This is a genomic window from Neorhizobium sp. 2083 (assembly GCF_031455615.1).
GTDB lineage: Bacteria > Pseudomonadota > Alphaproteobacteria > Rhizobiales > Rhizobiaceae > Neorhizobium.
Map to the genome: position 1 here is coordinate 422,823 of NZ_JAVDTC010000006.1, position 23,677 is coordinate 446,499.

Annotated in this window: 22 protein-coding genes; 9 read left to right on the forward strand and 13 right to left on the reverse strand. The window is 63.5% G+C overall.

Annotated elements, in window-relative coordinates; all coding sequences use genetic code 11:
- Nucleotides 1-84 precede the first annotated feature (84 nt).
- From J2X76_RS23875 to J2X76_RS23890, 4 genes are read right to left on the reverse strand one after another with little or no spacing between them, the layout of a single operon-like run.
- Complete coding sequence (locus tag J2X76_RS23875) at nt 85-384, reverse strand: type II toxin-antitoxin system RelE/ParE family toxin (RefSeq protein WP_113284319.1); 300 nt, start codon at nt 382-384, stop codon at nt 85-87.
- 7 nt (nt 385-391) lie between these two features.
- Nucleotides 392-637 carry a type II toxin-antitoxin system ParD family antitoxin gene (locus J2X76_RS23880; protein WP_310219853.1) on the reverse strand — a complete coding sequence of 82 codons (246 nt, stop codon included), beginning with the start codon at nt 635-637 and terminating at the stop codon, nt 392-394.
- 50 nt (nt 638-687) lie between these two features.
- Nucleotides 688-1,452 (reverse strand): bifunctional 2-polyprenyl-6-hydroxyphenol methylase/3-demethylubiquinol 3-O-methyltransferase UbiG, encoded by a 765-nt coding sequence (gene ubiG / locus J2X76_RS23885; RefSeq protein ID WP_310219903.1) that lies wholly within the window; start codon nt 1,450-1,452, stop codon nt 688-690.
- A 5-nt stretch (nt 1,453-1,457) separates the two neighbouring features.
- On the reverse strand, nt 1,458-1,889 hold the full coding sequence (locus J2X76_RS23890) for a hypothetical protein (protein ID WP_113126098.1): 432 nt from the start codon (nt 1,887-1,889) through the stop codon (nt 1,458-1,460).
- 492 nt (nt 1,890-2,381) lie between these two features.
- On the opposite strand from J2X76_RS23890, the gene J2X76_RS23895 reads away from it, so the two are divergent.
- A complete protein-coding gene (locus J2X76_RS23895) occupies nt 2,382-3,275 on the forward strand; it encodes a dienelactone hydrolase family protein (protein ID WP_310219854.1) in 894 nt (297 codons plus the stop codon).
- A 60-nt stretch (nt 3,276-3,335) separates the two neighbouring features.
- On the opposite strand, the gene J2X76_RS23900 is transcribed toward J2X76_RS23895, so the two are convergent.
- From J2X76_RS23900 to J2X76_RS23935, 8 genes are all read right to left on the reverse strand, one after another.
- The gene (locus tag J2X76_RS23900; RefSeq protein WP_310219855.1) at nt 3,336-3,578 is read right to left on the reverse strand and encodes a DUF6719 family protein; all 243 of its coding nucleotides are present in this window, start codon (nt 3,576-3,578) and stop codon (nt 3,336-3,338) included.
- A gap of 108 nt (nt 3,579-3,686) precedes the next feature.
- On the reverse strand, nt 3,687-4,769 hold the full coding sequence (locus tag J2X76_RS23905; RefSeq protein ID WP_310219856.1) for a sn-glycerol-3-phosphate ABC transporter ATP-binding protein UgpC: 1,083 nt from the start codon (nt 4,767-4,769) through the stop codon (nt 3,687-3,689).
- Nucleotides 4,770-4,778: 9 nt separating this feature from the next.
- Entirely contained in the window at nt 4,779-5,831 is a 1,053-nt protein-coding gene (locus J2X76_RS23910) for a carbohydrate ABC transporter permease (protein ID WP_113126095.1), read from the reverse strand.
- Entirely contained in the window at nt 5,831-6,847 is a 1,017-nt protein-coding gene (locus J2X76_RS23915; protein ID WP_113126148.1) for a carbohydrate ABC transporter permease, read from the reverse strand. The genes J2X76_RS23910 and J2X76_RS23915 overlap by 1 nt, the downstream gene beginning before the upstream one ends.
- 192 nt (nt 6,848-7,039) lie before the next feature.
- Complete coding sequence (locus tag J2X76_RS23920; RefSeq protein WP_113126147.1) at nt 7,040-8,305, reverse strand: ABC transporter substrate-binding protein; 1,266 nt, start codon at nt 8,303-8,305, stop codon at nt 7,040-7,042.
- Between the two features lie 88 nt (nt 8,306-8,393).
- A complete protein-coding gene (locus J2X76_RS23925; protein ID WP_310219859.1) occupies nt 8,394-10,877 on the reverse strand; it encodes a hypothetical protein in 2,484 nt (827 codons plus the stop codon).
- 8 nt (nt 10,878-10,885) lie between these two features.
- Nucleotides 10,886-11,722: a 5-dehydro-4-deoxy-D-glucuronate isomerase gene (kduI, locus tag J2X76_RS23930; RefSeq protein WP_310219861.1), complete on the reverse strand. Its 837-nt coding sequence runs from the start codon at nt 11,720-11,722 to the stop codon at nt 10,886-10,888.
- Complete coding sequence (locus J2X76_RS23935; RefSeq protein WP_310219863.1) at nt 11,719-12,819, reverse strand: glycoside hydrolase family 88 protein; 1,101 nt, start codon at nt 12,817-12,819, stop codon at nt 11,719-11,721. The genes kduI and J2X76_RS23935 overlap by 4 nt, the downstream gene beginning before the upstream one ends.
- A gap of 147 nt (nt 12,820-12,966) precedes the next feature.
- Between J2X76_RS23935 and J2X76_RS23940 the strand changes: the two genes are divergently transcribed.
- The 7 genes from J2X76_RS23940 to J2X76_RS23970 all read left to right on the forward strand — a co-directional run bounded on the left by J2X76_RS23940 (nt 12,967) and on the right by J2X76_RS23970 (nt 21,998).
- On the forward strand, nt 12,967-14,016 hold the full coding sequence (locus tag J2X76_RS23940) for a LacI family DNA-binding transcriptional regulator (protein WP_113126091.1): 1,050 nt from the start codon (nt 12,967-12,969) through the stop codon (nt 14,014-14,016).
- Nucleotides 14,017-14,157: 141 nt separating this feature from the next.
- Nucleotides 14,158-14,928 (forward strand): SH3 domain-containing protein, encoded by a 771-nt coding sequence (locus J2X76_RS23945; protein WP_310219865.1) that lies wholly within the window; start codon nt 14,158-14,160, stop codon nt 14,926-14,928.
- A 237-nt stretch (nt 14,929-15,165) separates the two neighbouring features.
- Complete coding sequence (locus J2X76_RS23950) at nt 15,166-16,440, forward strand: aspartate kinase (RefSeq protein ID WP_310219867.1); 1,275 nt, start codon at nt 15,166-15,168, stop codon at nt 16,438-16,440.
- An 81-nt stretch (nt 16,441-16,521) separates the two neighbouring features.
- A complete protein-coding gene (ptsP, locus tag J2X76_RS23955) occupies nt 16,522-18,789 on the forward strand; it encodes a phosphoenolpyruvate--protein phosphotransferase (protein ID WP_113126145.1) in 2,268 nt (755 codons plus the stop codon).
- Nucleotides 18,790-18,896: 107 nt separating this feature from the next.
- Entirely contained in the window at nt 18,897-19,979 is a 1,083-nt protein-coding gene (gene prfA / locus J2X76_RS23960) for a peptide chain release factor 1 (RefSeq protein WP_113126089.1), read from the forward strand.
- Nucleotides 19,976-20,839: a peptide chain release factor N(5)-glutamine methyltransferase gene (prmC, locus tag J2X76_RS23965; protein WP_113286572.1), complete on the forward strand. Its 864-nt coding sequence runs from the start codon at nt 19,976-19,978 to the stop codon at nt 20,837-20,839. The genes prfA and prmC overlap by 4 nt, the downstream gene beginning before the upstream one ends.
- A 301-nt stretch (nt 20,840-21,140) precedes the next feature.
- On the forward strand, nt 21,141-21,998 hold the full coding sequence (locus J2X76_RS23970) for a DUF4167 domain-containing protein (RefSeq protein WP_310219869.1): 858 nt from the start codon (nt 21,141-21,143) through the stop codon (nt 21,996-21,998).
- 180 nt (nt 21,999-22,178) lie between these two features.
- On the opposite strand, the gene J2X76_RS23975 is transcribed toward J2X76_RS23970, so the two are convergent.
- Nucleotides 22,179-22,757 carry a TetR/AcrR family transcriptional regulator gene (locus J2X76_RS23975; protein ID WP_310219870.1) on the reverse strand — a complete coding sequence of 193 codons (579 nt, stop codon included), beginning with the start codon at nt 22,755-22,757 and terminating at the stop codon, nt 22,179-22,181.
- A gap of 120 nt (nt 22,758-22,877) precedes the next feature.
- On the opposite strand from J2X76_RS23975, the gene J2X76_RS23980 reads away from it, so the two are divergent.
- Nucleotides 22,878-23,660 carry an SDR family oxidoreductase gene (locus tag J2X76_RS23980; protein ID WP_310219871.1) on the forward strand — a complete coding sequence of 261 codons (783 nt, stop codon included), beginning with the start codon at nt 22,878-22,880 and terminating at the stop codon, nt 23,658-23,660.
- Nucleotides 23,661-23,677 lie beyond the last annotated feature (17 nt).

The following is a 23,677-nucleotide window of genomic DNA, read 5'->3' on the forward strand; positions in this document are numbered from 1 at the left end:
GGCGCGCAATGCGTGGAAGAAGAGGGATCTGCCTGCGCATGTGCTTTCGGCTGAAGTGTAGCCGAGCGGGAGAGGGTGGGGACGTTATTCTTGCCGGAAGAGGATGCTTTCGTAGTCCTGTGCGCCGTGGAAGATATGGAGGATTTCGACCGTCGCATCCGTAATCCTGTAGAGGATTACATAACTGCCGTAAGGACGTCGCCGGATGCCGCTTTCCGGATAGTCGGACAGGGCCGCAAATGCGCTTGGCGAATTTCCGAGCTGTCGGCAGGCGTCACGAAGTTCCAATGCGAAAGAGATCGCGCGTGGAGGATTGTTCTTCTTGATAAATTTGGTGATCGAGGAAATGTCCGAAAGCGCTTCATCCGTGATGACGACTTTCACAGGCCTTCTACTTTTCCAGGTCGCTCAGAATGCGGTCAAATGCCTCTTCGAGCGGGGTGACGCGACCGGCATCGGCGTCGGCTATCGCTCGATCGAGGGACTCATGCATCTTTAGCCTTTGCATATCACGGTCATAGCGATCGCGAAGCGCGTCCTCGATATATCGATCGCGCGATTTGGTCTCACCTCGGTCGATCGCGTTTTGGATATGATCGTCCAGCACTGCGTCAAGCTTTACAGTTACTTGTGGCATCTGCAGCTCCTTCTGGCTCGGCATGCTAACACAAGCGCCATGAATTTCCATCACGCCGGACGTTTCGCCAGCATCATGTAGTTCACATCCATGTCCGGCGAGAGGTTCCAGCGATCCTGGAGCGGATTGAAGAAGACGCCGGTGCGATGGATGATCTCCATGCCGGCAGAGGAGATCGGCTTTTCCAGCTCTTCCGGGCGGACCAGCTTTTCGTATTGGTGGGTGCCGCGGGGCAGCCAGCGCAGGATGTTTTCGGCCGCGAAGATCGCCAGCGCGCCGGCCTTGAAGGTGCGGTTGATGGTGGCGACGAACATCAGGCCGCCGGGGCGGACCATGTTGGCGCAGGTGGTGATGAAGAAATTGACGTCCGCGACATGCTCGACCACTTCCATGTTCAGCACGACGTCGAAAGTCTCGCCGGCTTCGGCGAGCTGTTCGGCGGTGACGGGGCGGTAGTCGACCGAGGTCCCCGTCTCGGCCGCATGGGTGGAGGCGATGCCGATGTTCTTTTCCGAGGGGTCGGCGCCGACGACGGTGGCGCCCATGCGGGCGACCGGCTCGGAAAGCAGGCCGCCGCCGCAGCCGATATCGAGGATGCGCAGGCCGGAAAGCGGCAGGTGGCTCTTCGGGTCCCGGCCGAAATTCTCGCAGATGCGGTCGCGCAGATAGGCAAGGCGAACGGGGTTGAACTTGTGCAACGGCTTGAACTTGCCGGTCGGATCCCACCATTCCGCGGCCATCGCGGAAAACCGGTCGACTTCGCTCTGGTCGATCGTGGTGCGGGGATCGATCGTGCTGCGGGCGGCTTCGGTCATGGTCTTCATCCCTTCGTTTCCTGTTTGAAGTCGGACGAAGGAGCCGGGAAGTCAAGAGCGCTTCTCGGCAGGCGCCGTCTTGCCGCAACTTTGAGGCAGGCGGGGATCAGATCCGTTTCGGGCTCGTCGAGCGTCAACTGCTGAAGGTCGGTCATCAGTTTCTTGTAGGGAGCGAAGATCCACGCGTGCTGGTTTGCTATACAGAGGGGAAGTTTCGCGCAGGCCTTGCCGCTAAGGCCGATCTCCTCATGGGCGCGTACGGCCCATGCCTGATGCGGCGAAGGCAGCATCGGGCCGCTGCACACGCGCTTGCGGCGGCACGAACGCAAGCGGCACAGGCGTAAATCGACGCGCATGAGTGAAGAGGCGGCGCGGCACAGTTCCTCGTGCTGTTCGGCACGAAGTTTTTCGTATTCGCTGAAATCAGGATCGTTCATATGTCATTCCCTTCTGCGGCGAACGGATTCACCCCTTGGTGCTACGCGGTTTTTGAGTTTCGGCCGGGACACGTCGTGTGCCTCGATTGAAATTTTAATAGTGACACGCGACGTGCCCCGTTCGGTGTATTTATCCGCGCAACTCCGGTCCCTCTGCGGCGGTATGGAATTTAACTCCGTGGAAATGAGCACGGATGCCATACCGGGTTGTGTGCGACACACGCACGCCCCGCCCGAAGGCGAGAGGGGGACCATTTTCTGCGCAGCCCCTGACGACCCGCCTGCATGACGGCAGACCACCAGGGCACCGGTCCCGCCTCGCCGGTCATGCGGGCCGGTGTAGCCGAAGCGGGACGGGATAATTCTAGGCACGGCACGAGAGGACGGGGATGAAAGGGGACGCGATTTCGTCTATGTCTCTGAAAAGCCGCAGAGCGCAGACGGCAATCATCCCCGCTTGGAGGGCGGGATGGCAGGCCGGGAGGAGGGACGATGGCGATCACGGTCGAGCGATTGAAGGAGCTGCTCGCCTTCGAGGAGGTCTCCTTGACGCTGGCGGACAGTTCCACGGAAATCCGCGACGGCTATATTCTCGAGAGGCTGCAGTTTCGCCTGGACGACGGCACGGACGTGCGCGGTTTCCTGACCCGGCCGAGCGAGGGGTTCCTCACCGCCGGACCGGCGATCCTGCATGCCCACGCCCACGGCGCCCGCTGGGATATCGGCGCTTCCGAACTGATCGACGGGCGGCCGGCCCTTCTCGATGCGCCGGGGCCGGCGCTGGCGCGGGAGGGGTATGTGGTCCTGTGCATCGACATGCCGACCTTCGGCGAGCGTGCCGGCCAGACCGAGGACGCGGCGACCAAGGCAGCGCTCTGGCATGGCAAGACGCTGTTCGGGCAGATGCTTTCCGAACAGGCCGCGGCGCTGACCTGGCTTGCCGGACGGCCGGAGGTCGATCCGCAAAGGATCGGCGTCGCCGGCCTGTCGATGGGGGCGACGCTCGCCTATTTCCTCGCAGCGCTCGATCGCCGTGTGAAGGCGAACGCGCATTTATGCTGCTTCGCGGATTTCGCGACCCTGGTCGAAACCGGCGCCCATGACCTGCACGGCCATTACCTGACCGTGCCGGGACTGCTCAAGGAAACCTCGATCGGCGAGATCGCCGGGCTTGTAGCGCCGCGGCCGCAGCTGATCTGCATCGGCTGGGACGACCCGTTGACGCCGCCCGATGCGGTGGAGCGGGCCTTCGCCGAGACCGAGGCGGCCTATCTGAAAGCCGAAGCCCTCGGCGCGCTGGTCTTCCTGCCGGAGGCAGGCGTCGGGCATCGCGAAACGGAGGCGATGCGGCGGGCGATGCTGGCCTTCTTCAAAGGTTATCTCTGAAGGCATCCGTCACGACAGCGGCATCTTTCGAAAGCGCGATCCCGCTATCGGTCCCATGCACTATCGCGTGCCGTTCATATGCACGCATTTCTTGGCAATCTGCTCCTTGCGCTGCGACTTGGTGAAACGCGCGATCATGCCGGCGGGGCAGGCCTTGTCGTCGAACAGGACGGACTCGCCTGCCGCCATCGTCGCCGGTGTCGGCTTGGCCTTGACCATTCTGGTCTGGGCATTGGCCGGGGATAGCGTGACCGGTGCCGCGAAGACCACGGCCAATAACAGGATCAGGGACATACGGAACATCGGAACCTCTCCTCCCGCTGCGGTTGGTGAGGGATTGTACCGTTCGCGCAATCGGCCGGCCATTCCATCGTCCGGTTGAGGTGGGATCGATGGAATGGGGGGAGCGGGCTAGCTCCCCTTGACGCGCAATCCGTTCCGGTCGAACAGGTGCAGAGGCGCGCCGGCGACGGAGAAATAGGCTTCGTCTCCGGGGGAAAGCTGCTTCTGGCCGGGCACGACGGCGAGGAGTTTTTCGCTGTTCAGGTCCGCATGGATGACCGTTTCGGAGCCCAGCGCCTCGACCAGCCGGACTTTTACCTTCAGGCTGCCGGGATCGTTGGCGAGCGTGATGTGCTGCGGACGGATGCCGATCGTCAGCTTGTCGCCGACGGACAGGGAATGGCCCGAGAACGGCACCAGCAGGCGATGGCCGCCTGACGTCGTCAGCGTCGCGGTGCCGGTCTGCAGTTCGGCGACCTCTCCTGCCAGGAAATTCATGTGCGGCGCGCCGATGAAGCCGGCGACGAAGCGGTTGGCGGGCGTGTTGTAAAGGTCGAGCGGCGTGCCGACCTGCTCGATCTTGCCGGCGCGCATGACGACGATGCGGTGCGCGAGCGTCATCGCTTCCACCTGGTCGTGGGTGACGTAGATCATCGTCGAGCCGAGGCGGGCATGGAGTGCGGCAAGCTCGGCGCGGGTCGAGACGCGCAGTTCGGCATCGAGGTTCGACAGCGGCTCGTCGAGCAGGAAGGCGGTCGGGCGGCGCACGATGGCGCGGCCGATCGCGACGCGCTGGCGCTGGCCGCCGGAAAGCTGGCCGGGGCGACGCTCCAGATAGGGTTCGATTTCCAGCATGCGGGCGGCTTCCGCGATGCGCTCGGCGACCTCGTTCTTCGGCATGTTGGAGTTTTCAAGGCCGAAGGCGAGGTTCTGGCGCACGCTCATATGCGGATAGAGCGCATAGGACTGGAAGACCATGGCAAGGCCGCGATCGGCGGCCGAAACCTCGTTGACGCGCTTGCCGTCGATCTCGATGACGCCGCCGGTGATCTTTTCGAGGCCTGCGATGGTGCGCAGGAGGGTCGACTTGCCGCAGCCCGACGGGCCGACAAAGACGACGAATTCGCCGTCCTTGATGTGCAGGTCGATATCCTTCAGGACATGGACCGAGCCGAAGGACTTGTTGACATCGCTGAGTTTGATTTCGCCCATCGGTGATCCTTACTTCAGGCCGGTGCCGGCAATGCCGGTGGTGATGAAACGCTGCAGGAAGATGAAAACCAGCACGACCGGGATCATGGTGACGACGGTCATCGCCAGGATGAAGTGCCATTGCACGTTCAGTTCGCCGGAATAGATGCTGAGGCCCACCTGCAGGGTGTAAAGTTCGCGGCGCGACAGCACGATCAGCGGCCACAGGAAGTCGTTCCAGCGCCAGACCACCGAGAAGATGGCGAGCACGGCCAGCGCCGGCGCCGTCAGCGGCAGCACGATGCGCCAGTAGATCTGCCATTCGGAGGCCTTGTCCATGCGCGCCGCGTCGATCAGCTCGTCCGGTATGGTCAGCATGTACTGGCGCAGGATGAACACGCCGGTCGGCGTGGCGACCGTCGGCAGGATGACGCCCCAGAGATTGTTGAACAGGCCGAGCGACGAGATGATCGAATAGAGCGGCACCATGATGACCGACAGCGGCACCATCAGCGTCGCGAGGATGATCAGCATGGCGAGACTGCGGCCCCTGAACTCGTATTTCGACAGCGCGAAAGCGGCCATGGAATTGACGATCAGGGTGATCAGCGTCGCCGTCACCGTCACGAAGACCGAGTTCCACAGGTAGCGCAGGAAGTCGAACTGCGTGAAGGGCGTCGTGTAGTTTTCCGTCGCGAACGAGACGGAGCGCACCGGCGTGCGGTCGTTGATGTTGACGCGCACGATCTCGCCCGGGGTCTTCGGATCGACCATCTGGGACATGGTCCCGATCCGGCGCACCTCGGCCAGTACCTTGGTCGAGCCGTCCGGCATCTTCGCGTCGAAGAGCTGCAGCGGCTTGTCATAACCCTGCACGGTCGCCTGGCTGGTGACGTATGGCAGGATCGACGGCGGGAACTCGGCGAGTGCTGCCGGCGTCTTGAAGGACGAGAAGGCGAGCCAGACGGCGGGGCCGAACATGATGATCAGTCCGCCGACAAGCCAGACCCAGGTGACGATGTCCGTCCAGTGCCAGCCGTTGCCGCCGCGGCGGCGCAGAATGAAGCGGGAAGCCACACCCATTAGCGTTTCCCCTTCTTTTCGCCGCGCTGGCCGATGCCGAGCTGGACCAGTGTCAGGACAACGAGCACGAGGCCCATCAGGATCGAAGCGGCTGCGGCAAGGCCCGGGTTGCGGAGCGCCGAGGCAAAGCCGGTCTCGTAGATATATTGCGTGAGGTAGAGCGTGCTGGTGCCCGGACCGCCGCCGGTGAGCACATAGACCTCGTCGAAGATCTGCACGGCGCGGATCAGCGCCAGCACCACGACGACCAGAAGATTGGGCATGAGCAGCGGCAGGGTGATGCGCCAGAAGACGCGCGCCGGCTTCGTGCCGTCCATTTCGGCGGCTTCATAAAGATCCTTAGGGATCGCCTGCAGGCCGGCGAGCAGGATCAGCGCGTAAAAGCCCATATGCGCCCAGAGCGAGACGCCGATCGTGGCGACGAAGGTCCAGTTGCGGTCCGTCAGCCAGGTATAGGGCTCGACGCCGAACTGGTAGAGGCCGAAGTTCAGGAGGCCCTGGCGCTGCAGGATCCACTTCCAGATCAGGCCGACGACAACAGGCGACAGAAGCACCGGGAAGAAGAACACGGCGCGCCAGAAGGAGCGGGCGGCGAGATCGCGGTTGAGGATCAGCGCGGTGATCAGCGCCGTCAGGATCATCAGGCTGACCTGCAGGACGACGAACCAGAACGTGTTGCCGACGGCGGTCCAGAAGGCATCCTCCTGGCAGGACATCGGATCGAGATAGTTGGCGCACTGGAACAGGCGCTCGTACTGGGCGGCGCCGACGAACTCGCGTTCGGAGAGGAAGAAGGCCGTGCCGCCGGTCATCGAATAGACGAAGTTGATGACGAGGGGCAGGAGCACGAAAATGCCGAAGATCAGCATGTTCGGGGCAAGGAAAACCGCCGCCATGCCGCCGATGCCCGCCGCCTTCTGGACGGCGCGCAACGGTATGTCGAGGACGCGCATCAGGAGATTCACGGGCGCCATCAGCAGGCCGCCGAGGCGGGAGGTGAGTGTTGCAGTGCTCATGTTGGTATTCCATCCCTCCCTGTCTTCTTGTCGCGATGGTGCGGCTTGCCCCTCATCCGCCTGCCGGCACCTTCTCCCCGCAGGCGGGGAGAAGGGATATGCCGCGCCGGCGCCGTTTCCCCTCGCCCCGCTTGCGGGGAGAGGGTGCGCCGAGCGGAGCGGAGGCGGGGTGAGGGGCTCACCCCAATGCCGTCACTTCGCGTCCTTGACCTTCTGGGCAATGTCGGCGTCGATGCGGGCAAACGCGTCGTCGAGCTTCAGCTCGCCGGCGAGCGTCTGGCCGACGCGGGTAACGATCGCGGCATAGACCGTGTCGGACCAGCGCCAGCCGGGCAGCTTCAGCGCGGTGTCGGACGTGGTCTTGGATGCCTCGACATATTTGGTCAGGGCAGCCTTGGCGAAGGCGTTGTCGGTCTTGAAGTCGAGACCGCCCTTGTCGACGACGCCCTTGTGGCCGGGCAGGAAGAGGGTGCGCTCGGAGAATTCCTTGACGATCTTCTCCTGGGCGAACCAGTCCATCACGGCTGCGACGTCCTTCGGGTTCTTGGTGTACTTCACGGCAACAAGCGCCGCGCCGCCGGGCATGCCGGTGCAGGCTGCCGGGCCGCAGGGGCTGCCGACGGCCACCCAGTCGAAGCTGTTGCCGATCTTGGTCGCGAGGTTCGCCACCTGCCAGGAGCCGGAATAATAGAAGGCGAGCTGGCCGTTGATGAAGTCGTCGGCGGCGGCGCGGTAGGTCGAGCCGGCGGCGGAGACCCAGACGTCCTTGGAGAAGGAGCCTTCCTGGTTCCAGCCGACGAACTTGGTCAGGAAGTCCTTCGCGCCCTTGTCGAGCGGGGCCGGCTTGCCGTCCTGGCCGACATAGTTGGCGCCGTAGGACAGGAGCGGAGCGGTCAGGCGGTGGCCGGAACGGTCGATCGCCATGGCGAACGGGATCTTCTGGCTTTCCTTGACCTTCTTGGCGGCGGCCGCCCATTCTTCCCAGGTGGCCTTCGGGCCCGGAAGCGGAACGCCTGCCTGGTCGAACAGGGTCTTGTTGGCGTAACCGCCGGTCAGCGTGATCTGCGTCATGAAGCCGGAGATCTGCTTGGAACCGTCCGGACGCATCCAGTCTGCCTGGGCGCCGAAATTATCGTCCCAGTACTTGGCGTCCTTGACCAGCGGGCGCAGGTCGAGCCAGTGCTTGGAAAGATCCTTGATCGCCGTGACGCGGGCGATGTCCGGGCCATTGCCGGCTTCGAGCTGGACGGGCAGCTGGTCCTTGATGACGCTGTAGGCAACGTTGTCGAGCGTCACGTTGATGCCCGGGTTTTCCTTCATGAAGCGGCCGACGAGATCCTTCATGACGTCGCCTTCGACGCCGTCCGAATACCACATGATCCGCACGTCGCCGGCATGTGCCGCCGTCGACATGAGAAGGGCGAACGCCGCGCCCGCCAGAAGCGATTTGGTTTTCATGCTCATTTCCTCCTCTGAATGGACGGGGCCTCCTCCCGTCCGGTTTCTTAAAGCGCACGCTTGTGCGCCTTAACTTGAATTCTTCTTGTCAGGCGCGGCTCAGCATCGCTGCTTCGCCCTTGACGGTGTAGTCCGCTCGCGCAATGACGCGGCCTTCGGCTTCCACGGAGCCGTCCTTCCTGAAGCGGACGGTACCATATTCCGGGTCGTCGATGACAACGGTGCCGTCGGATTCCTGCCTCGGTGCCAGCGCGCTGAAACGGTATTCGACGGTCGCGAGATTGTCGGCCTCGCAGACGCGGACGATCCAGCGGGTCTTCTGCCCGTACTGCCGCAATTCGGCCCCTGCCGACGGACCCTCGGTGACAACCTCGAGCTTCGAGGGGGCCCGCAGCATGACGGCGCCCCGGCCGGAACGGGCGAGCGCAACGCCGCCGGAGATGCTGGTTTCGTCGAATTCGGCCTTCGGGAACCAGGCATGGGTGAAATCCGGCTGCTCCTCGTAGGTGGTGAATTCGAGGATCGCCAGGCCGCGATACTGCTGGGCGCGCGGGATGGTGCCGCAGCCGCCCCAATAGGACGGGCGGCCGTAGCCGAACTGGATGGTCTCGCCCGGATGGTTGATCCAGATCGCCGCTTCCGGCTTCTCGCCGAGACGCAAGTGAAGGACGGTTTCCTGGTAACCCCATTCGTCCCAGCGGTAATGAACCGTCGAGCCCATGGCGAAATGCTCGCCCTTGTAATGATAGAGGGCCGCGAAGGAGTTTTCGCCCTGGGCGAAACGCCATTCCTGATGCTGGGCACCGCGATGATCGGCGACGGCAGCAAGCTCGGCCGGGATTTCGAGCCCGTGGTCGCGCAGGCACACCGCCATCTGCGGCAGGCAGTGGACGCGGCGGCCATACCAGCCCTTGCCCCAGAGCAGGCGGGCGACGCCGGAAAGTTCCAGCGAGCGGCCGGCGCAGAGCGTGTGCTCATAGGAGCGTCCCTGTGCCGCGGTGACCATGCCATGATGGGCGGAGCGGGCGATGATCTCGCAAAGCCGCACGATGCCGGCCTTGGCGCGGTCGGCGATATCCTTGTCGGGCGAGAGCGCGGCAAGCGCGGTCAGGCCCTTGAGGTCGATCGGGAAATAGGGGGCCGAGTTGAATTCGGCCATTTCCCAATGCTCGAAATGGTCGAGCCATGCGCGGACGCGGGCGGCACCAACCTTCGCCTGCTCCGAACCTTTACGGCCGGAACGGACGAAGGTGGCGTCTGGGAGGAGGCTGCCGGCGAGGTAGGCGGAGGTGTGGAAGAGCAGGGCGTGGTTTTCCGAGAAATACCACTGCACGTCATTGCCCGGCTCGTCCATCCAGTAGCGATAGTTGAGGATGGCGCCGTCGATGCGGGCGCGTGTCTTCTCGTTGATATCCTTGCCCCAGACGGTGCGCGACCAGATGAGCGGCACCAGCGAGAAATCGGCGCAATCGTGGCAATCCTCGATCGAGGGCAGGATTTCCTCGATCATCGCATCCGTATCGGGGCCGGAGCGGCCGCTTGCGAGACGGGCGAAGGCGCGCACGGTGTCGCGCTCGGAGTTTTCCGAGACCTCGGTCAGCGTTTCGACGATGCGCTCGGCAAGCGACGCCGGGGCCTCGCCCTGGCGGGCCGCATGGCAGATCTCGACGCCGAGCGAGCGGGAGACGACGAAACCGCCGGCATTCAGCGTGATGCGGAAATGGCGGAAATCGGCGGGTGCCTTTTCCGAGGGGCCGACATTGAGGCGGGTGGCGCCGGCAGGAAGCGTGAAGTCGTAATCGAAGCGTTCACGCGACATGAAATCGCCTTCGACCGCGACATTGACCTTGACCTCGACCGGCAGCGGCTCGGAGAGGAGCAGGGTGATGTCGCCGCCGAAATAATGCTGGCGGTCGAAATACATGGTGTCGAGCGCCTGTTCGAGGCTGGCTGCGACCGCGCTTGCGACCGGGACTGGCAGGGCGACGCTGGCCGCCGGGCCGGAGAGATAGTCGAACTGGTAGAAGTAGCGGGCGTCGCGCTCGGCGAGATCGTCGAAGAACAGGGTGATTTCATTCAGGCCGGCGACGAGCGGCAGTTCGAATTCCTGCTTGGCTTCCAGATTGCGGCTATAGGGCGCCATCCAGCCGGCTTCCTTGCCGTTGACCCAGATGACGGCGCCGCCGCAGGTGCCGAGGCGAATCTTTGCGGTGCCGGCGGTTTCCGCCTCGATATAGGTGCGGGTCCAGGTGGCGAGCCGGGTGGGGCGGAACCAGAAGCCGGAGAGATCGAGCCGTGGCGAGCCGAAAGGCAGCCACCAGCGGCTCGCATCGAAGGAGCCGCGGACATCCGGGCGTTTGCCGCGATAGGTTTCGGCAAAGATGGTGCGGCAGGGATATTCGTGCGGAATGAAGTTCTTGACCTTGGTGAGGAAGAAGAACGGATCCATCTCGCCCTTCATCGGGGCGTCCGGCACGTCGAAGCGCTCCTGCGCGATGGCGCCGAGCTGCCAGTACCGGACAGCTTCGCCCGGCTTCAAGGTTTTCCGCATCCAGTTTGCTTCGGGATTCATGGTCGTCTTCACTTCAGTTCGCTGAGGGCCACGGGGGCCACGTCGTTATATTCCTGGTTTTCGCCGGTCATGCCCCAGACGAAGGCGTATTGTGCCGTGCCGGCGCCCATATGGATCGACCAGGCGGGAGACAGAACGGCGTCGAGGTTCTTGACCACGAGATGGCGCGTTTCTTCCGGGCGCCCCATCAGGTGGATAACGCGTTCTTCCTCCGGCAGGTCGAAATAGCAATAGGCTTCCATGCGCCGCTCATGCAGATGCGGAGGCATGGTGTTCCAGATGCTGCCGTCGGCCAGATCGGTAATGCCGAGCAGAAGCAGGCAGGACGGCGTGACCTCCGGATGGATGTACATGCGCAGATTGCGCAGGTTGGCGCGCTTGGCATCGCCGAAGGTCAGCATCTTGGATTCGGCGCGCTTGATGAGGCGGTGCGGGATATCGGCGCCGGCGGGAACCGAGTTCATGTAGAAGCGGGCCGGCTTGTCCGCGGAGGCGCTGGCGACCGAGATTTCCCGGGCGCCGCGGCCGATATAAAGCACGTCGCGGTTTTCCAGGGTGAAACTCTTGCCATCGACCGAAACGACGCCGGTGCCGCCGAGATTGGCGATGCCCATTTCGCGCGCCGAGAGAAAGAAGGGCGTGCCGATGTCCTCGCCCGAACCGAAGGTCAGCGTTGACGATACCGGAACCGCGCCGCCGACGATCAGACGGTCGACATGGGTATAGGTGAAGGAGACCTTATCGGCCTGGAACAGGTCTTCCATCAGGAATTCGGCGCGCAGGCGCGCGGTGTCATAGGTCTTGATGTCGTTGGGGCCGGCCCCGTAGAGAACTTTCATCGTCATGCCGTCTCGCCTCCCGGTTCCACATGCCGGATGGCTTCGGAGAGGCAGAGGATCGAAAGCGCCTGTCCGTAGCCGGTCGGCTGGATGGGGATATCCCGATAGAATTGCAGGTCATGGCCCATGCGCGTGCCGTAGGAGACGTTGAGCACGGTGCCGGTTTCATCGATATTGGCGAGCACCGCCTCGACGGCCTTCAGGCCCGCGGTGCGCCATTCATGGGTGCCGAGGCCGAGGCGATAGCCCTTCAGAAGGCCATAACCGAAGCCGGCGGTCGCCGAAATTTCCTCGTAGGAGGACGGATCGTCCAGCAGGGTGCGCCAGGCGCCGGACGCGGTCTGCAGCGGCAGCAGCGCATTGACCTGCGCGGTCAGCACGCCGAGGAGATAGTCCTTCACCGGCTTGCCCATTTCGGCGAGATCGAAAAGATCGAGCATGCCGGCGGTGATCCAGGCATTGCCGCGCGCCCAGCGGGCCTCGGCGAAATTGTGATGGCCCTGGAAGGTCCAGCCGTGGAACCACAGGCCGGTCTTCTTGTCGGCGAGATAGCGGGTGTGGACGAGGAACTGCTTTGCCGCCTCGTCGACCAGCTCGCGGCGGCCGCTCGCTTCGCCGTAGGACGCGAGGAAGAGGGCGACCATATAAAGCGTGTCGTCCCAGAGCTCGTCGTCGTTGACCTTGTCGGAGACGTGATGCTCGAAGGCGCCTTCCTCGGTGCGGCCCATCTCGCTCATGACGCGGGTCGCCCAGGCGTCGAGCACCGGCTGCCAGCGCGGGTCGCGGGTTTCGCGCCAGAGGACGGAGAGGCCGAGCATGGGCGCCGTGGTATTGACGTTGAGCGTCGGGAGGCCGGCTTCGATGCGGGACGCGTACCAGTTCTCGATCAGCGTCTTCAAATCTTCGCGACCAGTGAACAGCCACAGCCGGATCAGGCCGTAGAGGCCGACGCCCTGCGGCCATTCCCAGCTGTTGAAAGAGATATAGTCGCCGGCGGTTCCGTCGAGATTGGGTTCGTGGAAACGGCCGTCGTCGCGAAGCCCGGTTATGCCGGCTACGAGGCGGTCAAGCTTTTCACGGATGTCCCGGGCTGAAAGGCCCATGTCTCAATTCCTCCCTTTGCTGCAGCATCTGCCACGCAGCCTGTCGATCCGCTTCTCCCGAGCGATGATCTTATGAAAACATCTGAAAATTGATTGCGCAATCTGAAAATTTTTTGCAGTGTGCGCATCGGTGGATGGGAGGATGTCATGGCGGCCACGATCGTGCCGGGTAAACGCGGCAAGAAAAGCCGGCGGGTGCGGCTGGAGGATATTGCGGAAAAGGTCGGCGTATCGCTGAGCACGGTTTCGCGGGCGCTGGCCGGCGAAAAGGGCGTGCGCGCCGACATCCGCCAGCGGATCCTCGAAGCCGCCAAGGACGCCAATTACGCCATGCCCGCCCCCGTGGCGGGAAAGAAGGTGATCCTTGCCGCCTCGAGCGCGGCGATGATCGATTACGTGCGCAACCAGTTCACGCTCTATGTCCTTGAGGGTCTGCGGGACCGTGCCCAAGCGCTGGGGCTCGACATCGTCACCCGCGCGGTCGCCGACCAGTCGGAGGAAAAGGCGGTGCTGGAGGAGGCGCGGGTCGATCCCGACGTCGCGGGCTTGCTGTTCCTGACCGTCGATGACGAAGGCATGCTCGAAGCCACCCGCGGTTTCGGCAAGCCTGTGGTGATGATCAACGGCGACGATCCGATGATGCGGCTTTCCAGCGTGACGCCCTGCAATCGCTCGGCCGCGCACCTGGCGACGGATTATCTGATCCGGCTCGGACACAAGCGCATCCTGTTCCTGATGCGCCCAGGCCGCCGGACGATCGACCGGCGCCGCGAAGGCTGGCAGGACGCCTTCCAGCATCACGGGTTGCCTTGCCCGCCGGACCTCGTCGTGCCGGTCGACGACTGGCTGCCGGAGCTTGCCGCCCAGGCGATCAGCGACCGGATACGCAAGAACGGGCTCGATTTCTCGGCGGTGCTGACTGCCGGCGACAGCCTGGCCGTCGGCGCGATGATGGGCGTGCAGCAGATGGGCTGCACGGTGCCTGGCGACGTTTCGGTGATGGGCATGGACGACCTGCCGCAGGCTGCCTTCCTCAATCCGCCGCTGACGACCGTGCATATTCCGATGCGCGAACTCGGCGCCGTGGCACTCGATCTTCTGAGGGACGGGATGACGGGATTTGCAAACCCGGCGCGGCGGGTGGAACTCGCCTGCCACATCGCCGAACGGCAGTCGACCGGGCCTGCCAAAGGTTAACGCCTGCCAACGGCTTATTCATGCGTCATTCAGAGGCACCCTGGAACAATGGGGATGTCTCGAACATTGATATCCGACGAAATCCGTTCGGAGGACGCTCAGCGCGGCTCGAACGCCATTCGGTTTCTCAGGAGGAAGCCCGTGAAGAAAATTCTGATGTCCGTTGCGGCACTTTGCGCCCTGTTCGTGGCGCCGTCGATTGCGGATGCGGCCGTGCGCGGGGTCGCCACGGCCAATGTCAACATGCGGTCCGGTCCGAGCACCGGCTATCCGGCCGTCGACGTCATTCCGGTCGGTGCGCCGGTGACGATCTATGGCTGCATGAGCAGCGTCAACTGGTGCGACGTGGCCTTTGTCGGCGGGCGCGGCTGGGTTTCGGGCAATTATGTCCAGGCCACCTACCGCTCCAACCGCGTCTATGTGGCGCCCGACTATTATGAGGGCCTCGGTATTCCGATGGTGACCTTCGATGTCGGCAGCTATTGGGGCCGCTACTATCGCGACCGCGACTTCTATCGGGATCGCGACCGGTGGAACCGCTACGACTGGAGACGTGATGCACGTATCGCGCCGCCCCCGCCCCCGCCGCCGCGCTGGGACCGTGATGGAGCTCCGCGCTGGGACCGCGACCGCAGCTGGAGCCCCGGCGACCGGCAGCCGCCGCGCCCGCCTGTCTGGCAGGGAGATCGCGATCGGTTCGACCGGGATCGTTTTGACCGGGATCGGGACCGGGTTGATCGGAGCCCGCCACCTCCGCCGCGTTTCGATCGCAGCGGCGATGACCGGCGCGCGATCCAGCGGGCTGAACGCAGCAACAACCTCCAACCGCCGCCGGACGCGAATGGCGTGGTGCCGCCGGACGAGGGCGGGCGCCCCTGCCGTCTCGGTCCGGGATGCAACCCGAACCGCTGATCCGCCGACGATCTCGAAAGGCCGCCTCCGGGCGGCCTTTTTCGTGCCCGGCATGTGCTTCCTTTATACGGAGCGTACCGTTCGCCTATGTTCTGACCATTGCGCCTTTTCAGCCTTTTCGATAAGAGACCCCGCAACTTGGATTTCCTGTCACAAATGGCGGGATTTCGAGGCGGTTTGAAAGCAGACGCCCCAGGCTCCGTGAGCCGTGCGGGCGAAACAGTGGTTTTGGTCGGTATGGCACGCATCGTCATGAAGTTCGGCGGCACTTCGGTCGCCAATCTCGAACGCATTCACAATGTCGCGCGCCATGTGAAACGCGAGGTCGAGGCCGGACACGAGGTCGCGGTGGTCGTCTCGGCGATGTCCGGCAAAACCAACGAGCTGGTCGGCTGGGTTCAGGACATGCCGAAAGCCTCTGGCGCCAATTCTCCTTTCTACGATGCACGCGAATATGATGCGGTCGTCGCATCCGGCGAGCAGGTGACATCCGGCATTCTGGCGATCGCCCTGCAGTCGATGGGCATCAACGCGCGGTCCTGGCAGGGCTGGCAGATTCCGATCCGTACCGACAGCGCCCATGGCGCGGCGCGTATCCTGGAGATCGACGGTGCCGAGATCGTCAAGCGGATGGGCGAGGGCCAGGTCGCCGTCGTCGCCGGCTTCCAGGGGCTTGGCCCCGACAACCGGATCGCGACGCTCGGCCGCGGCGGTTCCGATACGTCGGCTGTCGCGATCGCGGCCGCGGTCAAAGCCGACCGCTGCGACATCTATACGGACGTCGACGGCGTCTACACGACCGACCCGCGCATCGTGCCGCAGGCGCGGCGCATGAAGAAAGTCTCCTTCGAGGAAATGCTGGAAATGGCATCGCTCGGCTCGAAGGTTCTGCAGGTGCGCTCGGTCGAGCTCGCCATGGTCCACAAGGTTCGCACCTTCGTGCGCTCCAGTTTCGAGGATCCCGATGCACCGGGCATGGGCGACCTTTTGAACCCGCCCGGTACTTTGATTTGCGACGAGGAAGAAATCGTGGAACAGGAAGTCGTCACCGGCATCGCCTATGCCAAGGATGAAGCGCAGATCTCGCTCCGGCGTCTGGCCGACCGGCCGGGCGTGTCGGCGGCGATCTTCGGCCCGCTCGCCGAAGCGCATATCAATGTCGACATGATCGTGCAGAACACGTCGGAAGACGGCTCGCGCACCGACATGACCTTCACGGTCCCGTCCGGAGACGTGCAGAAAGCCATGAAGGTGCTCGACGACAACAAGGAAAAGATCGGCTTCGACGTGGTGCAGACCGAATCAGGTCTCGCGAAAGTGTCGGTCATCGGCATCGGCATGCGCAGCCATGCGGGCGTTGCCGCGCATGCTTTCAAGGCACTTGCCGAAAAAAGCATCAACATCAAGGCGATCACCACCTCGGAAATCAAGATTTCGATCCTGATCGACGGTGCCTATTCGGAACTCGCGGTTCGGACTTTGCATTCCGCTTACGGTCTCGATAAGAGTTGATAATGAGCCGGTTCGGCGCGCCGGCAGTCGGGCGTGCCGTCTTCCGGTTGGGGTGACCTCGTTTCGGGAGAGCATATGCCGATGAGAGACCTGTCGGCAGGTCCGCGCGTTCTGTTGAAGCGGCTACGCGAGTTGATGGCGGAGCCGCTCGAGCCGCAGGAGCGCCTTGACCGGATCGTCCGCCAGATCGCGAGCAACATGGTGGCCGAGGTGTGCTCGGTCTACGTGCTCCGCTCCGACGGCGTCCTCGAACTTTATGCGACCGAAGGCCTCAAGAAGGAAGCGGTCCACACCTCGCAGCTGAAGATGGGCCAGGGCCTCGTCGGCACGATCGCCGCCTCCGCCCAGCCGCTCAATCTTTCCGATGCGCAGGCGCATCCGGCTTTCCGTTATCTCCCGGAAACCGGCGAAGAGATCTACCATTCCTTCCTCGGCGTGCCGATCCTCCGGGCCGGCCGCACGCTCGGCGTTCTCGTCGTCCAGAACAAGGCGAGCCGCAACTATCGCGAGGACGAGGTCGAGGCGTTGGAAACCACGGCGATGGTGATCGCCGAGATGATCGCCACCGGCGAACTCAAAAAGATCACCCGGCCTGGCCTCGAACTCGACCTTACCCGCGCCGTAACGATCGATGCGGACGCCTATAACGAGGGCATCGGCCTCGGCCATGTGGTGCTGCACGAGCCGCGCATCGTCGTCACCAACCTGCTCAACGAAGACGCCGAGAAGGAAGTCAAGCGGCTCGCGGAAGCGCTCGGCTCCTTGCGCATTTCCATCGACGACATGCTGTCGCGCCGCGAGGTCTCCCAGGAAGGCGAGCATCGCGAGGTGCTCGAAACCTACCGGATGTTCGCCCACGACCAGGGCTGGGTTCGCCGCATGGAAGAGGCGATCCATAACGGTCTGACGGCGGAAGCGGCGGTCGAGAAGGTCCAGAGCGACACCAAGGCGCGGATGATGCGCCTGACCGATCCCTATCTGCGCGAGCGGATGCACGATTTCGACGATCTCGCCAACCGGCTCCTGCGCCAGCTGACGGGGTTTTCCGGCCGCGCCTTCGATGAAGGTTTTCCGGCCGACGCGATCATTCTGGCGCGCGCCATGGGGGCGGCGGAACTGCTCGACTATCCGCGCGCCAGCCTGCGCGGCCTGGTGCTGGAAGACGGAGCCGTGACCAGCCATGTGGTGATCGTCGCGCGCGCCATGGGCATTCCGGTCGTCGGCCAGGCGGCGGGCGTGGTGGCACTTGCCGAAAACGGCGATCCGATCATCATCGACGGGGACGACGGCCAGATCCATCTGCGGCCGGTTCTCGATCTGCAGAAGGCCTATGAGGAAAAGGTACGCCTGCGGGCCCGCCGGCAGGAACAGTTCCGGGCGCTCAGGGATGTCGAGCCGCTGACCAAGGATGGCAAGCGCATCAGCCTGCAGATGAATGCCGGCCTGCTGGTCGACCTGCCGCAGCTTTCGGAATCCGGCGCCGACGGCATCGGCCTGTTCCGCACCGAGCTGCAGTTCATGATCGCTTCGACGATGCCGAAACTCGAGGAGCAGGAAAGCTTCTACCGCAACGTCATCAAGCAGGCGGCCGGCCGGCCGGTGACGTTCCGCACGCTCGATATCGGCGGCGACAAGGTCGTCTCCTATTTCCGCGCCCAGGAAGAGGAAAACCCGGCGCTCGGCTGGCGGGCGATCCGCCTGTCGCTGGACCGGCCGGGCCTGCTGCGCACCCAGCTTCGCGCGCTGCTGCGGGCTTCCGCCGGTGCCGAGCTCAAGATGATGCTGCCGATGGTGACCGAGGTTTCGGAAATCCATGCGGTGCGCGACCTGATGCAGAAGGAAGTGCAGCATCTTTCGAAATTCGGCCACAGCCTGCCGCGCAAGCTGCAGTTCGGGGCGATGCTGGAAGTGCCGGCCTTGATGTGGCAGCTCGACGAGCTGATGGCCGAAGTGGATTTCGTCTCGGTCGGTTCCAACGACCTGTTCCAGTTCACCATGGCGGCCGACCGCGGCAATGCCCGGGTTTCCGACCGTTTCGACAATCTCGGCAAGCCGTTCCTGCGCATCCTGCGCGACATCGCGCGGGCCGGGGAGCGCAACAAGACGGTGGTGACGCTGTGCGGCGAGATGGCGGGCAAGCCGCTCTCGGCCATGGCTCTGCTCGGCGTCGGTTTCCGCTCGGTTTCCATGTCCCCGACCTCGATCGGGCCGGTCAAGGCAATGCTGCTCGGGCTCGACATCGACCAGTTGTCGGCGGAATTGAACGCGGCGCTCGACGATATCAGGTCGTCGGAGCCGATCCGCGCGCTGCTCGTACGGTTCGCCGCGGCCAACAATATTCCGGTTTGACGATTGAATGACAGCTATTGGTCGAGCTATGTGCTCTCACCTCATCTGAGGCCGTCATCCTCGGGACAAGCCCGAGGATGACGAATGGCATAGTTGGAGTTTTATAATTGGCGAAGCTTCCTGTCGAAAAGATGCGCGAGCTGGAACGCCGGTTCGGCGAGATCGAAGCGCGCATGTCGGAGGGACCTGCCGCCGACGTCTATGTGAAACTGGCGTCCGAATATTCCGAACTGCAGCCGCTGGTGCGCAAGATCCGCGAATACGAGAAGTCGATCGCCGAGGTGGCCGATCTCCGGTCGATGCTGACCGACAAGGGTACCGATCGCGAGATGCGCGAGCTTGCCGAACTGGAGCTGCCGGACGCCGAGGAACGGCTCGAGGCGCTGGAAAAGGACATGCAGGTGCTGTTGCTGCCGAAGGATGCGGCGGACGAGAGGAGTGCGATCCTCGAAATCCGCGCCGGCACCGGCGGCAACGAGGCGGCGCTTTTCGCGGGCGACCTGTTCCGGATGTACGAGCGCTATGCGTCGACCAAGGGCTGGAAGGTCGAGGTCCTGTCGGCGAGCGAAGGCGAAGCCGGCGGCTACAAGGAAATCATCGCGACGGTGACCGGGCGCGGCGTGTTCTCGAAACTGAAGTTCGAATCCGGCGTGCACCGGGTGCAGCGCGTGCCGGACACGGAAGCGAGCGGCCGCATCCACACCTCGGCCGCCACGGTGGCGGTGATGCCGGAGGCCGAGGAGATCGACATCGAAATCCGGCCGGAAGATATCCGCATCGATACGATGCGGTCGTCGGGAGCCGGGGGCCAGCACGTCAACACCACCGATTCCGCGGTGCGCATCACCCACTTGCCGAGCGGCATCGTGGTGACCAGTTCAGAAAAGTCGCAGCACCAGAACCGCGCCAAGGCGATGCAGGTTCTGCGCACCCGTCTTTATGACATGGAGCGGCAGAAGGCCGACAGCGAACGTTCCGCCGACCGCAAGAGCCAGGTCGGTTCCGGCGACCGGTCCGAGCGTATCCGTACCTATAATTTCCCGCAGGGGCGGGTGACCGACCACCGCATCAACCTGACGCTCTACAAGCTCGACCGGATGATGGAAGGCGATATCGACGAAGTCGTCGATGCGCTGATTTCCGACTACCAGGCCGGCCAGCTGGCGCAGCTCGGCGAGCAGCAGGGATGACGGTTCTGTCCGCAGCCGTCGCTGATGCCAGGTCGCGGTTGTCGGCGGCGGGACTGCCGGATGCGGCGATCGAGGCGCGGCTGCTGATCGGCGGGCTGCTCGGGCTTTCCTCGACCGAGGTCTTCGTCGGCGGCGAGCGGGTGTTGACGGAGGAGGAGATCGCCCGGATCGAGAATGCGGTCGGGCGGCGCTTGAAACGGGAGCCGGTGCACCGCATATTAGGATCACGTGAATTCCATGGCATGGAGCTCCTGATTTCCAGGGAAACGCTGGAGCCGCGCCCGGACACCGAAATCCTGGTGGATTCGATGCTTGCCCATGTGGGGCAGATTGTCGCAGGCAAGGGTTCTGCGCGTATTCTCGATCTCGGTACCGGAACCGGCGCGATCATCCTGGCGCTCCTGAAGGAAAGCCCGAAGGCTCAGGGGATCGGCAGCGATATTTCCCCGGATGCCCTGCAGACGGCGACGCAGAATGCGGCCCGACTGGGGTTGGCAGAGAGATTTCAGGCGATCCGCAGCCACTGGTTCGACGCAATTTCAGGGTGTTTCGACATAATCGTGTCAAATCCGCCCTATATACGAAGCGATGTTATCCCCGCACTGGAACCGGAAGTCCGGGATTTTGATCCGCTGGCAGCGCTAGATGGAGGTCCGGATGGGCTGGAAGCCTATCGCGCGATTGCAGCGGGTGCGGGAGATTTCCTCGAAAAGGACGGCGTTATCGGCGTCGAGATCGGGTTCGATCAGAAGGAAACCGTGACCGCGATTTTCCGCGCCGCCGGCTTTGCGCTGGTCGAGGCGGTTCGCGACTACGGCGACAATGATCGGGTTCTCGTATTTACCGTGAATCATCCCTGATTTTTCAGGCTAAAGAAAAGGCTTGGATTCCCGAAGGAAGCGAGATAGCTTGCAACTACGCACTGGGACGGCTGGGAATGAACAGCGATTCGTTCGGGTTACAGGGCAACCCTTTGATCCTTCTCTTTTCGAAGAGTTGCGAAGGTTGAACAATTCCCGGTGCGTGAATCAGTTAATTTGACTTTCACAAGCGGCAGGACGCTTTGGTCGGCCTGTGCGCGGCACGCGAAGTCTTGTTCGGCTCTGTCCGGCAGGCCGCGTGGCCCCTTATCAGCGAAGACAGAGAATTGGTGAACGATAGATGAGGCCAGGACAGCAGAACAAACGCGGTCGAGGGCGCGGCAATAACAATAACAACAATGGCGGCGGCGGTGGAAACAACAACTTCAACCGCAAGGGCGGCAATCCTCTCAGCCGCACCTATGACAGCTCCGGCCCGGACGTGAAGATCCGCGGAACCGCCCAGCATATCGCAGAAAAATACAGCCAGCTCGCGCGCGACGCCCAAAGCTCCGGCGACCGCGTGATGGCGGAGAACTATCTCCAGCACGCCGAACACTACAACCGCATCATTGCCGCCGCACAGGCGCAGATGCAGGACAGGTTCCAGCACGACAATCGTGGCGACTACCAGGACCGGGACGGCAACGTTCAGGATCAGGACGACATGGACAATGGCGACAGCGAGGACAACGGTTTCTCGCAGCAGCCGTCCGTGGACGAGGCGCCGCAGCCGCAGGTCCAGCAACAGCAGCCCCGCCGGGAGCAGCGTGAACAGCGCGAACCTCGCGAGCAGCGAGAACCCCGCGAACAGCGGGAGCCCCGCGAGCAGCGTGACCAGCAGCGCGAACGTCCCCGCCGGGAAAACCAGAACCGTCAGGAACAGCCGGCCGCTGCAGCGGTCCCGGCCCAGGTCGCGGCACCTCAGCCGGTCGCTCCGGTCATGGATGGTTCCGGCCCGCAGCCGGTGATCGAAGGCACGCCCGCCGAAGTGGCCGTCGAGGAAGAAGCTCAGGCGGAAGCGGCTCCGCGCCGCCGCCGCACGGCGAGCAACCGTCCGCGCCGTCCGCGCCGCGGCGAAGGCGAGGAGGGCGCTTCCGAAGGCGAAGCCTCGGGCGACGGCTCGCAGCCGGCCCTGGCGGATGCCGCCTCGGAATAAACAGCGGTTTTCCAGAAGGACCCGCATCATGAAAACTCCGGCCGCAAGCCGGAGTTTTTGCGTTTTGGGAAAGACAGTGAGAAGCGGGCCCACATCATTTCGCGGTTTCCGGATGAAGGGATCCGGCCATCACGGCTGCTCGGCGCGGAAACACAGGCCCGGCCGCCGAGGTGAATTACCTTAGCGGCTTGCGAAATCCTCGACGAATTCGCGCACCGTCGAGAGGATTTCCGCCGAGAGGGCTTCGTCGTTGGATATCCGCGACAGGCCGAGGGCTCCGGTCATCATGCTCGATACGATGATCGCCTTGCGGCGGGCCTTTTCTTCGTCGGCGGCGGTCATGCGTGCGGTCATCTTGCCGAGATTGGACTTGAGGCGGCCCGTCGCCTGGGACCGGCACTTTTCGCCGCTGCGCGCCAGATCGGCGGTCAAGGCGGCGAAAGGGCAGCCGCCTTCGACGTTATCGCGGTGGCCGAGGCTCAGATACTCCGCAGCATAGTCCTCAAACGACACGTCCGAAGGCGCTTTGCCCTGGGCCAGCATCTTTGCGTCCCAGGAACCGAAGGCCAGTTCCATCGCTTCGGCGACCATGTCGTCGCGGGAGGCGAAGTGTTTGTAGAAACCGCCGACGGTCAGGCCCGCTTCCTTCATCAGGTCGGCGACGCCGATGCCATCCAGCCCCTTCTCACGCAGCCGCCGTGAGGCGATCTCGACGATCCGGTCATGCGTCTTCTGTTTTTCGAGTTGGGAATGGCCCATGAAAATTCTCCTGCCTGCGTGGCTTGACGGTTTTGGATTATAAGCATAATCCATATGGATGTCGATCATAATCCAGATTGACGTCGCCCAGATCGAGTTTTAGCCCCAAGGAGTCATCACATGCGTCTCAACAACAAGGTTGCCCTCGTCACCGGCGGCAATAGCGGTATCGGTCTCGCGACCGCCAAGGTGTTTCTATCGGAGGGGGCGAAGGTGGTCATCACCGGCCGCAATCCGGAAACGCTGGCCGCGGCCGAAAAGGCGCTCGGCGGAAATGTTCTGGCAGTGAATGTCGACGTCACGGACATTGCGGCCACCGAAAAGGCGTTTGCGGAAGCGGCGGAGAAAGTCGGCAAGTTCGATATCGTCTTCGCCAATGCCGGTATCGGCGGCGTAACGCCGCTTGGCCAGACCACGTTCGAACAGTTTAACCGGATCATCAGCACCAATCTCACGGCGGTGTTCTTCACGGTTCAATCAGCGCTGCCGCACCTGAACGAGGGCGCCTCGGTGATCCTGAACGGGTCCGTGCATGCGGTTCTGGGTGCGCCGGGGTGGTCCGCCTACGCCGCGACCAAGGCCGGGGTGCGCGCTATGACGCGCAATCTCGCCTCCGAGCTTGCGCCGCGCGGCATTCGCGTCAACCAGGTGACGCCGGGCGGAACGAAAACGCCGATCTGGTCGCCCTTCGCGCAGACCGACGATGCCATGTCGGCTCTCGAAGAGAAACTCGGCGGCATGAGCGCGCTCGGACGGATGAGCGAGGCGGAAGAGATCGGCAAGGCCGCGCTTTATCTTGCTTCGGACGATGCCGCCAATATTACCGGCATCGAGATCACCGTCGACGGCGGCATGACCAGCGCACCTTCCGGAGCGAAGATTTTCCGCACGGCCGCGGCCTGACCGTTTCGGCGACCAGA

Excerpts from the sequence above, each read along its gene's own strand:
- J2X76_RS23890 (WP_113126098.1), bottom strand. The coding sequence starts at position 1,889 with ATGAACGATCCTGATTTCAGCGAATACGAAAAACTTCGTGCCGAACAG.
- prmC (WP_113286572.1), top strand. The coding sequence starts at position 19,976 with ATGACGGTTCTGTCCGCAGCCGTCGCTGATGCCAGGTCGCGGTTGTCG.
- J2X76_RS23880 (WP_310219853.1), bottom strand. The coding sequence starts at position 637 with ATGCCACAAGTAACTGTAAAGCTTGACGCAGTGCTGGACGATCATATC.
- J2X76_RS23905 (WP_310219856.1), bottom strand. The coding sequence starts at position 4,769 with ATGGGCGAAATCAAACTCAGCGATGTCAACAAGTCCTTCGGCTCGGTC.
- ptsP (WP_113126145.1), top strand. The coding sequence starts at position 16,522 with ATGAGAGACCTGTCGGCAGGTCCGCGCGTTCTGTTGAAGCGGCTACGC.
- J2X76_RS23935 (WP_310219863.1), bottom strand. The coding sequence starts at position 12,819 with ATGGGCCTTTCAGCCCGGGACATCCGTGAAAAGCTTGACCGCCTCGTA.
- J2X76_RS23915 (WP_113126148.1), bottom strand. The coding sequence starts at position 6,847 with ATGAGCACTGCAACACTCACCTCCCGCCTCGGCGGCCTGCTGATGGCG.
- J2X76_RS23950 (WP_310219867.1), top strand. The coding sequence starts at position 15,166 with ATGGCACGCATCGTCATGAAGTTCGGCGGCACTTCGGTCGCCAATCTC.
- J2X76_RS23975 (WP_310219870.1), bottom strand. The coding sequence starts at position 22,757 with ATGGGCCATTCCCAACTCGAAAAACAGAAGACGCATGACCGGATCGTC.
- J2X76_RS23940 (WP_113126091.1), top strand. The coding sequence starts at position 12,967 with ATGGCGGCCACGATCGTGCCGGGTAAACGCGGCAAGAAAAGCCGGCGG.
- J2X76_RS23925 (WP_310219859.1), bottom strand. The coding sequence starts at position 10,877 with ATGAATCCCGAAGCAAACTGGATGCGGAAAACCTTGAAGCCGGGCGAA.
- J2X76_RS23920 (WP_113126147.1), bottom strand. The coding sequence starts at position 8,305 with ATGAAAACCAAATCGCTTCTGGCGGGCGCGGCGTTCGCCCTTCTCATG.
- J2X76_RS23910 (WP_113126095.1), bottom strand. The coding sequence starts at position 5,831 with ATGGGTGTGGCTTCCCGCTTCATTCTGCGCCGCCGCGGCGGCAACGGC.
- kduI (WP_310219861.1), bottom strand. The coding sequence starts at position 11,722 with ATGACGATGAAAGTTCTCTACGGGGCCGGCCCCAACGACATCAAGACC.
- J2X76_RS23900 (WP_310219855.1), bottom strand. The coding sequence starts at position 3,578 with ATGTTCCGTATGTCCCTGATCCTGTTATTGGCCGTGGTCTTCGCGGCA.
- J2X76_RS23970 (WP_310219869.1), top strand. The coding sequence starts at position 21,141 with ATGAGGCCAGGACAGCAGAACAAACGCGGTCGAGGGCGCGGCAATAAC.
- J2X76_RS23895 (WP_310219854.1), top strand. The coding sequence starts at position 2,382 with ATGGCGATCACGGTCGAGCGATTGAAGGAGCTGCTCGCCTTCGAGGAG.
- ubiG (WP_310219903.1), bottom strand. The coding sequence starts at position 1,452 with ATGACCGAAGCCGCCCGCAGCACGATCGATCCCCGCACCACGATCGAC.
- J2X76_RS23980 (WP_310219871.1), top strand. The coding sequence starts at position 22,878 with ATGCGTCTCAACAACAAGGTTGCCCTCGTCACCGGCGGCAATAGCGGT.